Origin of the sequence: Azospira sp. I13 (genome assembly GCF_003112695.1) — a bacterium.
In the GTDB taxonomy this organism is placed as follows: domain Bacteria; phylum Pseudomonadota; class Gammaproteobacteria; order Burkholderiales; family Rhodocyclaceae; genus Azospira.
Genome location: NZ_BFBP01000010.1, coordinates 65,972 through 78,725 on the forward strand (window position 1 = coordinate 65,972; position 12,754 = coordinate 78,725).

At 68.5% G+C, this 12,754-nt stretch carries 11 protein-coding genes; 3 read left to right on the forward strand and 8 right to left on the reverse strand.

All coding sequences use genetic code 11. The features are described 5' to 3' along the window. Nucleotides 1–3,150, forward strand: coding sequence for a PAS domain-containing protein (locus AZSI13_RS09080; protein WP_109040857.1), 3,150 nt, complete (start codon nucleotides 1–3; stop codon nucleotides 3,148–3,150). After that, nucleotides 3,147–4,058, forward strand: coding sequence for an NAD(P)-dependent oxidoreductase (locus tag AZSI13_RS09085; protein ID WP_109040858.1), 912 nt, complete (start codon nucleotides 3,147–3,149; stop codon nucleotides 4,056–4,058). Before AZSI13_RS09080 ends, AZSI13_RS09085 begins: the two co-directional genes overlap by 4 nt. A gap of 90 nt (nucleotides 4,059–4,148) precedes the next feature. On the opposite strand, the gene AZSI13_RS09090 is transcribed toward AZSI13_RS09085, so the two are convergent. The 8 genes from AZSI13_RS09090 to hyi form a co-directional block, all read right to left on the reverse strand. Then, nucleotides 4,149–4,892 carry a PP2C family serine/threonine-protein phosphatase gene (locus AZSI13_RS09090; protein ID WP_109040859.1) on the reverse strand — a complete coding sequence of 248 codons (744 nt, stop codon included), beginning with the start codon at nucleotides 4,890–4,892 and terminating at the stop codon, nucleotides 4,149–4,151. An 18-nt stretch (nucleotides 4,893–4,910) separates the two neighbouring features. Continuing rightward, complete coding sequence (locus AZSI13_RS09095) at nucleotides 4,911–5,222, reverse strand: hypothetical protein (protein ID WP_109040860.1); 312 nt, start codon at nucleotides 5,220–5,222, stop codon at nucleotides 4,911–4,913. A gap of 58 nt (nucleotides 5,223–5,280) precedes the next feature. Next, nucleotides 5,281–6,189: an HDOD domain-containing protein gene (locus AZSI13_RS09100; protein WP_109040861.1), complete on the reverse strand. Its 909-nt coding sequence runs from the start codon at nucleotides 6,187–6,189 to the stop codon at nucleotides 5,281–5,283. A gap of 26 nt (nucleotides 6,190–6,215) precedes the next feature. Continuing rightward, complete coding sequence (gene glcF / locus AZSI13_RS09105; protein ID WP_109040862.1) at nucleotides 6,216–7,511, reverse strand: glycolate oxidase subunit GlcF; 1,296 nt, start codon at nucleotides 7,509–7,511, stop codon at nucleotides 6,216–6,218. Between the two features lies 1 nt (nucleotide 7,512). Further along, nucleotides 7,513–8,625 (reverse strand): glycolate oxidase subunit GlcE, encoded by a 1,113-nt coding sequence (gene glcE, locus AZSI13_RS09110; RefSeq protein ID WP_109040863.1) that lies wholly within the window; start codon nucleotides 8,623–8,625, stop codon nucleotides 7,513–7,515. Beyond that, nucleotides 8,622–10,082, reverse strand: a complete 1,461-nt coding sequence (locus tag AZSI13_RS09115; protein WP_109040864.1) for an FAD-linked oxidase C-terminal domain-containing protein — start codon at nucleotides 10,080–10,082, stop codon at nucleotides 8,622–8,624. Before AZSI13_RS09115 ends, glcE begins: the two co-directional genes overlap by 4 nt. Continuing rightward, a complete protein-coding gene (locus tag AZSI13_RS09120) occupies nucleotides 10,075–10,851 on the reverse strand; it encodes a FadR/GntR family transcriptional regulator (protein ID WP_109040865.1) in 777 nt (258 codons plus the stop codon). Before AZSI13_RS09120 ends, AZSI13_RS09115 begins: the two co-directional genes overlap by 8 nt. Before the next feature lie 393 nt (nucleotides 10,852–11,244). Then, the gene (gene hyi, locus AZSI13_RS09125) at nucleotides 11,245–12,012 is read right to left on the reverse strand and encodes a hydroxypyruvate isomerase (protein WP_109040866.1); all 768 of its coding nucleotides are present in this window, start codon (nucleotides 12,010–12,012) and stop codon (nucleotides 11,245–11,247) included. Nucleotides 12,013–12,092: 80 nt separating this feature from the next. Here hyi and AZSI13_RS09130 point away from each other — a divergent pair, with 80 nt between their 5' ends. Next, nucleotides 12,093–12,671 carry a cob(I)yrinic acid a,c-diamide adenosyltransferase gene (locus tag AZSI13_RS09130; RefSeq protein ID WP_109040867.1) on the forward strand — a complete coding sequence of 193 codons (579 nt, stop codon included), beginning with the start codon at nucleotides 12,093–12,095 and terminating at the stop codon, nucleotides 12,669–12,671. Nucleotides 12,672–12,754: the final 83 nt, after the last annotated feature.

Sequence of the window (12,754 nt, forward strand, 5' to 3'; positions counted from 1 at the left end):
ATGGACAACAGCCTGGAAGCGCCGCTGGCCCAGGGCTCCCGCCGCTGGTACTGGGGCCTGGCGGCCCTCTGCATCGGCGCCCTGCTTGTCGTCTGGAGCGTCCTCATCGCTGGCAACCAGCAGCTGGCCGAGGTCGAGGTGGAACGCTACGAAGGCGAGCGCCGGGTCCTCACCGACCTGGCGGCAGAAAACCTGCGCCGCCAGTTGCAGCACCTGGACGACGCCCTGCAACTGCTGCGAGGCGAGTTCATCGAAGACCGCAAGGACGTCCCCCGTACCATCGCACTGCTGCGCCAGGGCCCCCTGCAGGAACTGGGCGCCCGTGTGCTGCTGCTGGACCGGGACGGCCGGGTGGTGGCGACGGACATCCCCCTGTTGGCGGGCAAGCCCACCTCCCTCGCCGAGCAGGACTACTTCGTCCATTTCGCCAACGGCGGCAAGGACCGCATGCGTATCGACGGCCCCCTGGCGGAGCCGGTCAGCGGTACCCCGGGCATCCTCTTCTCCCGCCCCATCCTCGATCACCAGGGCAAATTCGCCGGTGTTGTGGCCTTCATCATGGAGCCCCTGCAACTCACGGCCTTCGTCCAGCACCTGGACCTGGGCGCCGACGGCCTGCTCACCCTTTATTCCACCGCCGGCCGGGTGCTCAGCCGCTCCCGGGACCTGGACAAGCTGCTGGGCAAGCAGCTGACCGAGGAGCAATTCGCCCCCTTCCTGCACACCGTCCAGGGCGTTCTCACCCGCCGCTCGGCCCTGGATGGGGTGAAGCGCGTGGTTTCCTACCGCTGGCTGGAACAATACCCCCTGCTGGTGCTGGTTTCCGCCTCCCCGGTGGAGCGGGATGCGGGCATCGCCACCCAGCAGCGGGACAACGTACAGAAGGGGCTGCTGCTGACCCTGCTGGTGCTCCTCACTTGGGGCTTCTTCGCCTACCACCTGGGCCGCCGGGACCGCCTGGAATGGCAGCTGGCGCGGCAGCGCGGCCACCTCATGGATGCCCAGCGGGTGGCCTGCCTGGGCAGCTGGGAGCGGGATATTCCCCTGGACAAGGTATGGTGGTCGGAGCAGATCTACACCATCCTCGGCTACAGCCCCCTGAGCCAGACGCCCTCCTACGACGCCTTTCTCGCCGTGATCCACCCGGAGGACCGTGCCTGGGTGGATGAAGCCTTCGTGCGCACCCGGGAAACCGGCTGCAGCCTCGATCTTTCCTGCCGCCTGCTGCTGCCCGCCGGCATCGAGCGCTACGTCCGCCTCAGCGGCCGGGTGGAGTGGGACGCCCAGGGCCAGCCCAAGCGCCTGGTGGGCACCCTGCAGGACGTCAGCGAGGCCATGGCCCTGCAGCATGCCCTGGAAGAAGCGGAGGAACGTTGGAAATTCGCCCTGGAAGGCAGCGGCGAAGGCGTCTGGGACTGGAACGTGGCGGAGCACAAGGCCTACCTGTCACCCCGCTGGAAAGCCATTCTTGGCTATCAGGACCATGAAGTGCCGAACCGCCACGAGGAATTTCTCGAACGCCTGCACCCAGAGGACCGGGATCGGGTTATGGCGGCCACCACCGACCATTTCGCCGGCCGCACCCCGGTCTTCCAGGAAGAATTCCGCCTGCGTCACCGGGATGGCAGCTACCGCTGGGTGCTCAGCCGGGGCCAGGTGTTCGCCCGGGACGACAACGGCCGCCCCCTGCGCATGCTGGGCACGATCACCGACATCTCCGAACGCAAGCAGTCTGAACTGGCCCTGGCCGAAAGCGAAGCCATGCAGCGCTCCCTGGTTTCCGCCCTGGCCGAAGGGGTGGTGGTGCAGGACCGGGAGGGGCGCATCGTTTCCGCCAACGCGGCCGCCCGGCGCATCTTGCGCCTTAGCGAAGAGCGTCTCCTCGGGCGCCACTCCCGGGATGCAGAGTGGCTGGTGGTGCGGGAAAACGGCGCCCCCTTCCCGGCCGATGAACACCCGGCCATGATCACCCTGCGCACCGGCGTTTCCTGCGACAACGTCATCATGGGGGTGGAACGCCGCGCCAACGGCCGGGTCTGGCTCAGCGTGAACAGCCGCCCCCTGGTGCACGCCGGGGAAGACCACCCCTACGCCGTCGTCACCTCCTTCGTGGACATCTCCGACATCAAGGCCGCCGAGCTGGCCAACCGGCTCTACCGGGACGTGCTGGAACGGGCCGCCCGGGCCATCGTCGTCACCGACATGGATGCCCGTATCGACAACGTCAACTCCGCCTTCGTCGCCCTGCTCGGCTATTCCCGGGAGGAGTGCATCGGCAACCGGGCCGGCTTCTACCGCTCCAACCGTCATGATCGGGCCTTCTTCCAGCAGCTGTGGCAATCCCTCAAGGAACACGGCGAATGGCAGGGCGAAGTATGGAACCGGCGCAAGACCGGCGAGGCCATCCTGCTGGCGGTGGACATCCGTGCCATCACCAACGACCAGGGCACCATCCGCCAGTTCGTCGCCATCTACCAGGACGTCACCGAACTGCGCCGCAGCCAGGAAGAAATGTGGCGCCGGGCCCACTACGACCCCCTCACCGGCCTGCCCAACCGTTCCCTCTTCCTTGAACGCCTGGACCAGGCCCTGGCCCAGGCCCGCCGGCAGGGCGACGGGGTCGGCCTGCTGTACATGGACCTGGACGGCTTCAAGGCCATCAACGACACCCACGGCCACCAGGCCGGCGACGCCGTGTTGCAGGAGGTGGGGCAACGCCTGCAAGGGCTGCTGCGCAGTAGCGACACCGTCGCCCGCCTGGCCGGCGACGAATTCACCGCCCTGCTGCCCCACCTGACGGTGGAGGAGCGCCTGGAACCGATCCTCCAGGCCATCCACAACGCCATCCGCCAGCCCATCCTCTGGCACGGCCTGGCCCTGCAGGTGGACATCAGCATCGGCAGCGCCACTTTCCCTGACCAGGCCGACGACCGGGAAAGCCTCATCGGCGCCGCCGACAAGGCCATGTACGACGCCAAGCAGCAGGCCCGGCTGGCCGATGGCCAAGGGGCGGAAGAAGTGGCTGCGCTGGCAAGCGCCCCCCAGACAACGGCAATAGCGGCCAGCCCCGAGGCCGGCGCCCCTGCCGACGCCTCACCTCCCGCCAGTGCCCCCGTTACGGCGGCCGATCCGGAGACCCTCGTGCCATGACCGCTCCCCTGACCTCCCCCACCACCCACTCGCCCCGGCATCTCGGCTTCATCGGCCTGGGTGTCATGGGCCGTCCCATGGCCGGCCACCTCCTGGCCGCCGGCCATCACCTCACCATCTGGTCGCGCCGTGCCGAAAGCCGTCGCCCGCTGCAGGAACTGGGCGCCCAAGTGGCGGCCACGCCGGCCGAGCTAGGCCACCAAGCCGAGATCGTGTTCACCGTCGTCACCGGAGGCGCCGATGTGCGCCAGGTGGTGCTGGGAGAAGAAGGGCTGATCCACGGCCTGCAGCCGGGGAGCGTGGTGGTGGACATGAGCACCATCGCCCCGGGGGACGCCCGGGACATTGCCGCCGCCCTGGCCGAGCGGGGCATCCACTTTCTCGATGCGCCGGTCTCCGGCGGCGAGCAGGGCGCCATCAACGCCACCCTGGCCATCATGGCCGGCGGCGAGGCGGCAGTGCTGGAACGGGTGCGCCCCCTCTTCATGCACCTGGGCAAGACCGTGGTGCACATCGGCGGCAACGGCGCCGGCCAGGTGGCCAAGGCCTGCAACCAGATGATCATGGTGGCCGCCATCCAGGCTGCCGCCGAAGCCATGCGTCTGGCCGCCGCCGAAGGAGTGGACGCGGCCAAGGTGAAGGCTGCCCTGGCCGGCGGCTCCGCCGGCAGCCGGGTACTGGAAGTGATGGGGGAACGCATGGTGCTGCGGGATTTCGCCGCCGGCATCGAAGCCCGCCTGCACCATAAGGATTTCGGCATTCTTCTGGCCGAGGCTCATGCCCTGGGGGCGCCCCTGCCGGTAGCCGCCCAGGTGGGGCAGCAGCTCAACAGCCTGATGGCCCTCGGCTGGGGCCGGGACGACACCTCATCCCTGCTGCGGGTGCTGGAAACCCTTGGCCAGCCCTGAGAATTGACGGCAGGTCTCCCGGCCCAAGGCCGGGGCTATCGGCGCCGGTGTCGATGCTGATGCTGCTGCCGACACCGGCTACACGGCGGCTCAGCCGCCGAGCAGCTTCAATACCGCCAGGGAACAGTTGTCCCCTTCCCCCTTGCCCCGCTGCCGTGCCCGGTTGATGAGGATTTCCGCCGCTTCCCGGGCAGGGAAGGCAGCCAGCACGCCGCCGATCTCGGCCTCGGAAAAATAGGCCCAGAGACCGTCGGAACAGAGCAGGAAACTATCCCCCGGCTGCGCCTCGCTCCGGCCCACATCCACCTTGGGGTCTTCCTTGTCGCCCAGGGAGGTGAGCAGGACGTTGCGGTTGGGGTGCACCAGGGCCTGCTCCGGCGTGATGCGGCCGGCCCGTACCAGATGCTCGACGTAGGAATGGTCGACGCTGCGCACCAGCAGCTGGTCGCCCCGGTAATGGTAAAGACGGGAATCGCCGCAATAGGCCCAGGTGGCTAGGCCCGGCTCCAGCAGGAGCAGGACGGCGGTGCTATGGGGATCTTTCTCGTTGATCAGGCGGCTGGTGCGGATCAGCAGGTGGGCTTCGTGGATCACCTCCCGCAGCCAGGCTTCCCGGCCTTCCGGCTGGGCGGTGCAGGCGGAAAGGTTGCTGCGGGCGGTATGCACCACCTGCTCCGCCGCCAGGGCACCACCGGCGTGGCCGCCCATGCCGTCGGCCAGCACGGCGAGGACCAGCCCGCGGTGCCGGGGATGGGCTTCCAGGGCTACCCGGTCCTGCTGCTCCTTGCGGTCGCCCTGGTGCTGGGCGACGCAGGCGTCCAGGGTCAGGCTCATGGATTCTGGCCTTGGGCTTCAGCCCAGGAGCTTGGCCTTGATGTCCTCGACGCTCGGCACCTGGCCGGCGAAATGGGGATTGCGGCTGTGGAAGACCCGGGTGGCGGCAACGATGACCTGATGCACTTCCTGCTGGGTCAGTTCGGGGTGGCTGTCGCGCACCACGCGGAAGGCCAGATGCTCCAGGGAATGCCCGCCCCAGGTGTTCTTGGGGTCGAAGAAGGGCTCGATCTGCACGTAGACCGCGTCAAAGGCATTGCGCAGCTTGCTATTGCCGCGGCGGTCGGGGCGTTCCTGGCCGCTGGCGTCGATAAAGGTGGCCGTGGTCACGGGCAGTCCTCTCTGATCTGGAATTTCTGCCGATTATAGCGGCCCGGCCGGGCACCGGTCAGGAATGATTCTGGAAGCGCTCCAGCAATTCATCCAGATATTCGGGCATGGAATCCGCGTGGATGCCCAGTTCTTCCTGCACATCCGCCGCCACCCGTTGCCAGTCCGGATCGTCGAGGTGCTGCACCCGGTGGTAGGCGTGGATGGCCAGCTGGATGATGGCCGCCAGGCTGCGGGAATCGCCGGGTACCAGCTGGGGCAAGTCGTGGTGGAAACGGATGGCCTCGCAGATGAATTCCGGCAGGTGCCAGTGGCGGGCGACAAAATAGCCCACGACGCAATGGTCGGCCTGGTACTTCTTGTCCTCTTCCAGCAGGTCGATCCAGGCTTCGCCGTCCTCCAGGTGCATGGAGCGGCAATAGGTGGGGAAGCGCTCCATCAGCAGCGGTACGCCGCAGTCGTGGAAGATGCCGGCCAGGTAAGCCTGATCGGCAAAGACGTTGCAGACCATGACCCGCTCGTCGGCGATTAGCATGGCCAGCTGGGCGATGGTCTGGGAACGGCTCCAGAAGCGCTCGTAGACCTTGCGATTCTTGCTCACCTTGTTCATGCCCATGAAGGCGATGGCCTGCACCAGATTGAGGGTCTGCTTCAGACCCACCGCCTGGAGGATTTTCTCCAGGCTGCCAAAGGGCTGATGCTGGCGGTAGGCGGAAGACTGCACCGCCTTGAAGAGCATGGCGGTGATGCCGGCATCCTGGGAGATGGTGCGCGCGATCTTGCGCACGTCGGCCTCGCCGCGCTTGAGCTGGGCCTCCAGTTCCTCCACGACCTTGGGCTGGGGCGGCAGCTTGACCCCTTGGGAGAGCAGTCGCCTGAGCAGCCGTGCGTCTTCCTCCTGGCGCTGTTCGGGGGAAAGATCGACCGGCGCGGCGGGGACGGCTTGGGAGGCAGTGGAAGCGGACATGGGCAGTCTGGAAATCAGGGAATGGATCAGGCAACTGTTCCGGCCGCCGAATCGGTTTCAGGGGCCGTCAATTGATCTTCGAGCAATTCTATCCAGTGCCTTACCCCGGCAATACTAGGGCGGCTACTAGGTGAGCCCAGGCCGCTCTGCAAATGGGTCAGGCAGCCGATATTGGCGGTGGCGATCACCTCCGGCAGGCCGGCGGTGAGGGCCGAGAGCTTGTTGTCCCGCAGCTGCTTCGACAGCACCGGCTGCAGGATCGAATAGGTGCCCGCCGAACCGCAGCACAGGTGGCTGTCGGCCACCGGCGTCAGGGTGAAGCCGGCCGCCTCCAGCAGTTCTTCCACCACGCCGCGAATCTTCTGGCCATGCTGCAGGGTGCAGGGGGAGTGGAAGGCCACCTTGCGCCCCGCTGCCGGCCGGTGGGCCAGCAGCGGCAGCAGGGCATCTTTCTGGGCCATGACCAGTTCGGCGGCATCCTGGGTCAGGTCGGCGATGCGGGCCGCCTTGGCGGCGTAGAGCGGGTCGTCCTTGAGCAGCAGGCCGTATTCCTTGACGTGGGCGCCGCAGCCGGAGGCGGTCATGAGGATGGCCTCGGCGCCCGCCTCAACGTGGGGCCACCAGGCGTCGATATTGCGCCGCATGTCGTCCAGGGCGGCTTCCTGGGCATTGAGGTGGAAGCGCAAGGCGCCGCAGCAGCCGGCCTTTTCCTCCTCGATCATCTGAATGCCCAGGCGGTCCAGCACCCGGGCCGCGGCGGCGTTGATGTTGGGGGCCAGGCCGGGCTGCACACAGCCGGCCAGGGCCAGCACCTTGCGCTGGCGCACCGCGGTAGGCCGGGGCTTGGCCGGCGCGCCGGCGGCCTCGGGAATCTTGTCGCCCAGGGCGGAGGGCAGGAAGGGCTTCAGCACTTTGCCCACAGCCACTGCCGGGTTGAACAGCCAGGGGCGCGGCAGCACTTCCTTGAGGGCCAGGCGGGTCAGGGCCTCCAGACCGCCCCGGGGCACATTCTCCTCCACCACCTGACGGCCGATGTCGAGCAGGCGGTGGTACTTCACGCCGGACGGGCAGGTGGTTTCGCAGGAGCGGCAGGTGAGGCAGCGGTCCAGATGCAGGCGGGTGCGCTCGGTCACCGGGCCGCCCTCCAGCACCTGCTTGATCAGGTAGATGCGGCCCCGGGGGCCATCCAGCTCGTCCCCCAGCAGCTGGTAGGTGGGGCAGGTGGCGGTACAAAAGCCGCAGTGCACACAGGTGCGCAGGATGGCATCGGCCTCCCGGCCTTCCGGCGTGTCCTTGATGAAATCGGCGAGTTGGGTCTGCATCTCAGAGGCCCTCGTAGAGGCGTCCGGCGGCGAAGGCGCCGCGGGGATCAAAACTGGCGCGCAGGCGCCGATGAATGGCCAGCAGGGGGGCCGCCAGGGGGTGGAAGGCCTGCTCCCGTGCTTCTGCCGTGCCGCGGAACAGGGTGGCGTGGCCGCCAGCCTTCTCCACCACTTCCCGTACATGGCGGGCCTGGGCATCGGAAGCCAGCCAGCGCTGGGCACCGCCCCACTCCACCAGTTGCGGCCCCGGCAGCTCCAGGGTTGGCGCAGTGGACGGCAGGGAAAGGCGCCACAGGGCCGGGCCACCGGCACTTCCGGTGGCGCCGAAGCTGCCGGCGGCCGGGAAGAAGGGCAGGCGCTGTTCCCGCAGATCGTCCCAGAAGGCCGCCGCGGCGCCGCGCTCCAGCACATCGCCCCCCAGGACGGCCTGGGCCGACTGCACCGCCGCCCGGGCGCCGGCCAGGCGCACCGTCAGCGACTCGCCTTCCCCGGTTTTTTCCCAGGCGGTGGCCACGATGGGCAGGGGCTTGCCGCCCCACTGGTTCATCAGGGTCAGGGCCTTGGCTTGGGAGGTTTCCAGGCGCAGGGTAGCCTCCGCCACCGGCCGCGGCAGCACCTTGAGGGAGACTTCCAGCAGCAGACCCAGCTGGCCCAGGCTGCCGGCCATGAGGCGAGGCACGTCGTAGCCGGCCACGTTCTTCATCACCTGGCCGCCGAAGTTCAAGGCCTGGCCCTGGCCGTCCATCAGGCGTACGCCAAGGACGAAGTCCCGCACTGCCCCGGCCTGGGCCCGGCGGGGGCCGGAGAGACCGGCGGCGACCATGCCGCCGACGGTAGCCTCACTGCCGAAATGGGGCGGCTCGAAGGCCAGGTACTGGCCTTTCTCGGCCAGCACCGCTTCCAGCTCGGCCAGGGGCGTGCCGGCCTTCACCGTCACCACCAGTTCGGTGGGCTCGTAGGCCACCACGCCACGATGGCTGCGGGTATCGAGGATTTCGCCCTGCACCGGGCGACCATAGAAGGCCTTGCTGCCGCCGCCCTGGATCAGCAGGGGAGCGCCGGCGGAAGCGGCCAGGATGCGTTCCCGGCACTGTTGTTCAAAGGCTTGGCTCATGCCTGTTCTCCACGAATCTGGCGATATTCCCGGCAGCGGGCCGGGGTGGGCACGGCCTTGCCCGGATTGAGCAGGCCGGCCGGATCGAAAGCGGCCTTGAGGCCGTGGAACAGGGCCAGTTCCTCCGGCGTGAACTGGGCGCACATCTGGGTGATCTTCTCCACGCCGACGCCGTGTTCGCCGGTGATGGAGCCCCCCAGGGCGACGGACAGTTCCAGGATTTCGGCGCCGAAAGCGGTGGCCCGCTCCAGTTCGCCGGGCTGGTTGGCGTCGTACATGATCAGGGGGTGCAGGTTGCCGTCGCCGGCGTGGAAGACGTTGGCACAGCGCAGGCCGTACTTCTTCTCCATGTCGGCAATCGCCAGCAGCATCTTCGCCAGGTTCTTGCGCGGAATGGTGCCGTCCATGCACAGGTAGTCCGGGGTGATACGGCCCACGGCGGGGAAGGCCGCCTTGCGTCCGGCCCAGAAGCGCAGGCGCTCGGCCTCGTTGGCGGAGACCCGCAGGGAGGTGGCGCCGCTCTTTTCCAGCACGGCGCGCATGGCGGCAATTTCCTCTTCCACCTCTTCCGGCGTACCGTCGGATTCGCACAGCAGCACGGCTTCGGCCTCCAGGTCGTAGCCCGCCTGCACATAGGGTTCCACGGCGTGGGTGGCGGCCTTGTCCATCATCTCCAGGCCGGCGGGAATAATGCCGGCGGCGATGACGTCGGCCACCGCATTGCCCGCCTTGGTGACGGAGTCGAAATAGGCCAGCACCACCTTGGCCACCTGGGGCTTGGGGGTGAGCTTCACCAGCACTTCGGTGATCACCGTCAGCATGCCTTCGGAGCCGTTCATTACTGCTAGCAGGTCCAGGCCTGCCGCATCCAGGCCCGCGGAGCCGATGGTCACCGGCTCGCCTTCCATGGTGTAGCCGCGCACCTGCAGCACGTTATGCACGGTGAGACCGTACTTGAGGCAATGCACGCCGCCGGAGTTTTCCGAGACATTGCCGCCGATGGTGCAGGCGATCTGGGAGGAGGGGTCGGGGGCGTAATACAGGTTGTAGGGCGCGGCGGCTTCGGACACGGCCAGATTGCGCACCCCGGGCTGGACCAGGGCGGTGCGGGCCACCGGGTTCACCTTGAGGATTTTCTTGAACTTGGCCAGGGACAACAGCAGGCCCTGGTGGTGGGGCATGGCCCCGCCGGAAAGGCCCGTGGCGGCGCCCCGGGGCACCACCGGCACCTGGTTGGCGGAGCAGAACTTGAGGATGGACTGCACCTCCGCCTCCGTCTCCGGCAGGGCCACCGCCAGGGGCAGGTTGCGGTAGGCGGTGAGGCCATCGCACTCGTAGGGCTTGAGGTCCTCCAGTTCGCCGTAGAGGCGGGAGGCAGGCAGGATGCGCCCCAGGCCGGCCAGCAGCGCGGCCCGGTCGGTGGCGAAATCCGGGCTATCGGGCAGACGGTCACCCATGGTTGGTCTCCTCGTTGGTGTCGGGTATCGGCGGTTCCGGCGCGGCTCCCACCCGGGAGGCGGCCTGGTAGAGGTGGCGGGAAGCGGCCTGGCGGGCGGCCATGGAATCCCCGGCGGCGATGGCGGCGTAAATGCGTTCGTGTTCGGCCTGGGCAGCTCGGGCCCGGCCGCTGGCATGGCCCTGGGCATCCCAGGTGGGGCGGCGGCTCTCGGAGAACTGGCCGGAGAGAAAGTCGATGAAGCGGCGGATTTCCGGGTTGCCGGTGGCGGCGGCGATGGCCTGGTGGAAGGCGTCATCGTCCTCCGCCCCGTCGGCCCCCATACGCACGGCTTCGCCCATGCCCTGCAGGGCGGCGTACATGGTGGCCAGGTGGGCGGAACTGCGCCGCTTGGCGGCCAATTCCGCCGCCCCGGTTTCCACCAGGGCCCGCAGTTCGAAAATGTGACTCAGGCTTTCGGCCGAGCGGGCCTCGGCCGGCAGCTTGAAGCTGCCGCTGGCCGGCCGCTGCGCCACGGTCATGCCGGAACCCTGGCGGGATTCCACCAGACCGTCGGCCTTCAGCCGGGCCACCGCCTCCCGCACCACGGCCCGGGAAACGCCGAATTCCTCGGCCAGGCCCATCTCGGTGGGCAGGCGGGCACCGGGGGCGTAATCGCCATTGCGGATGCGCCCCTCCAGGGCCGCGCCGATATCGGCGGACAGGCGTCCCGGCGTACCCGGCAGGGGCGCGGCAGCAGGCGGAACGAAGGTGGGGGCAGCGGAGGTCATGAAAGTTGTCTGACAAATTTTTTTGCCAGACTACGGCCCGCCTCCGCGGCGGTCAAGAACGGGAAAACCCTAGGCGGCGGAGGCCCACTCCCGGCACCGCCCGGCAACCCACCGGCCCGTGCTCTTGAGGGTGTTTTCACACGGCATCGGGGCCGGAGAACCTTGCGCCCTACGCACCTTCCCGGCGCGCTGTCCTTGCCCCAATCCGCAAAACCAGCCGCAAAGGCAAGCGGGGCGCGGGCATATCCGGAACGCCGCGCCCAGCCTGCCTCCTGGCGGCATACCGAGGGAGATGCCCGCCCCTATTGCACTCCAGGGCAGTATGCATTCGAGCGGCGATGCCCGCCCCTTCACCCACCCCTTCAGCCCGGCCTCGCTAGGCGCACGCCAGACTCAGGCGGGGCGCCAGCCGAGTCCGGCTTCGGTGTTGCCCTGGGGCTTGTACTCGCAGCCGATCCAGCCCGTGTAGCCCAGGGCCTCCAGACGGCGGAAGAGGTAGGGGTAATGGATTTCGCCGCTGCCCGGCTCGTGGCGGCCCGGGTTGTCAGCGATCTGCAGGTGGCCGATGCGCTCCAGATGGGTGTCGAGGAAGCGGGCCAGGTCGCCTTCCATGATCTGGGCGTGGTAGAGGTCGTACTGCAGCCGGCCGACGCCGGCCTCCGCCAGTACCGCCAGACCCTTGGCGGGGCGGTCGAGCCAGAAACCGGGCATGTCCACCCGGCTGTTGATGGGCTCGGCCAGCAGCTGGATGCCCCGGGGCGCCAGGCAGCTGTCGGCCCAGCGCAGGTTGGCGATGAAGGTGGCCCGCAGCTCGGCCTCCGGCACCCCGGCCGGGGCCAGGCCCGCCAGGCAGTTGAGACGGCGGCAGCCAAGGGCATCAGCGTATTCCAGGGCCTGGGCCACGCCGGCGCGGAATTCGGCGACCCGGCCCGGATGGCAGGCAATACCCCGTTCCCCCACCTCCCAGTCGCCGGCGGGCAGGTTGAACAGCACCTGCTCGAGGCCGTGGGCTTGCAGGCGTTCCGCCAGTTCTTCCTTGGCGTAGGCGTAGGGGAACAGGTATTCGACGCCCTTGAAACCGGCGGCGGCGGCCCGGGCGAAGCGGTCGAGGAAGGGGGCGTCGGCGAAGAGGAAGCTCAGATTGGCGGCAAATTTCAACATATCGGCGGCTTACGCACGGGCGGGGGGAAAGGGCCCCAGTATAATCGCCGCCACCCACCTAAAAGACAGAGGAGACCGCCATGGGCAACCGCCTTTCCAAAATCGTCACCCGTACCGGCGACCAGGGTGAAACCGGCCTGGGAGACGGCAGCCGCACCGGCAAGGATAGCCTGCGCATCGAGGCCATCGGCGAAGTGGACGAGCTCAACTCCTCCATCGGCCTGCTGCTGGCGGAAAGCTTCCCCGACGCCATCGACGCGGCGGCCCGGGACACCCTGATCCAGATCCAGCACGACCTCTTCGATCTGGGGGGCGAGCTGTGCATCCCCGGCATGGAGATGGTGAAGGAAGAACAGGTGATCTACCTGGAAGAGCGGGTGGCCGACTTCAACAGCCCCCTCACCCCCCTCAAGGAATTCATCCTCCCCGGCGGCACCCGGGCGGCCGCCCACGCCCACCTGGCCCGCACCATCTGCCGCCGAGCCGAGCGGGCCGTGGTGCGCCTGGCCCATGCGGAAAGCGTCGCCGACGGCCCCCGCCAGTACCTGAACCGGCTCTCCGACCTGCTCTTCGTCCTCGGCCGCGCCCTCAACCACGCGGCCGGCGGCGGCGACGTGCTGTGGAAGCACGAACGCAAGGCCAAGCCGAAAAAGGCCTGAGGCCCAACGGCAAGGCGGCCCGCCTGCGGTGCCGCCTTGCCCGCCCCTGGTTTCATCCCCTGGTTCCCCCCCCCCCCCCCCCC

What these genes read in the sequence shown, in the direction of transcription:
- AZSI13_RS09080 (WP_109040857.1), top strand. Translation starts at nt 1, where the DNA reads ATGGACAACAGCCTGGAAGCGCCGCTGGCCCAGGGCTCCCGCCGCTGG.
- AZSI13_RS09085 (WP_109040858.1), top strand. Translation starts at nt 3,147, where the DNA reads ATGACCGCTCCCCTGACCTCCCCCACCACCCACTCGCCCCGGCATCTC.
- AZSI13_RS09090 (WP_109040859.1), bottom strand. Translation starts at nt 4,892, where the DNA reads ATGAGCCTGACCCTGGACGCCTGCGTCGCCCAGCACCAGGGCGACCGC.
- AZSI13_RS09100 (WP_109040861.1), bottom strand. Translation starts at nt 6,189, where the DNA reads ATGTCCGCTTCCACTGCCTCCCAAGCCGTCCCCGCCGCGCCGGTCGAT.
- glcF (WP_109040862.1), bottom strand. Translation starts at nt 7,511, where the DNA reads ATGCAGACCCAACTCGCCGATTTCATCAAGGACACGCCGGAAGGCCGG.
- glcE (WP_109040863.1), bottom strand. Translation starts at nt 8,625, where the DNA reads ATGAGCCAAGCCTTTGAACAACAGTGCCGGGAACGCATCCTGGCCGCT.
- AZSI13_RS09115 (WP_109040864.1), bottom strand. Translation starts at nt 10,082, where the DNA reads ATGGGTGACCGTCTGCCCGATAGCCCGGATTTCGCCACCGACCGGGCC.
- AZSI13_RS09120 (WP_109040865.1), bottom strand. Translation starts at nt 10,851, where the DNA reads ATGACCTCCGCTGCCCCCACCTTCGTTCCGCCTGCTGCCGCGCCCCTG.
- hyi (WP_109040866.1), bottom strand. Translation starts at nt 12,012, where the DNA reads ATGTTGAAATTTGCCGCCAATCTGAGCTTCCTCTTCGCCGACGCCCCC.
- AZSI13_RS09130 (WP_109040867.1), top strand. Translation starts at nt 12,093, where the DNA reads ATGGGCAACCGCCTTTCCAAAATCGTCACCCGTACCGGCGACCAGGGT.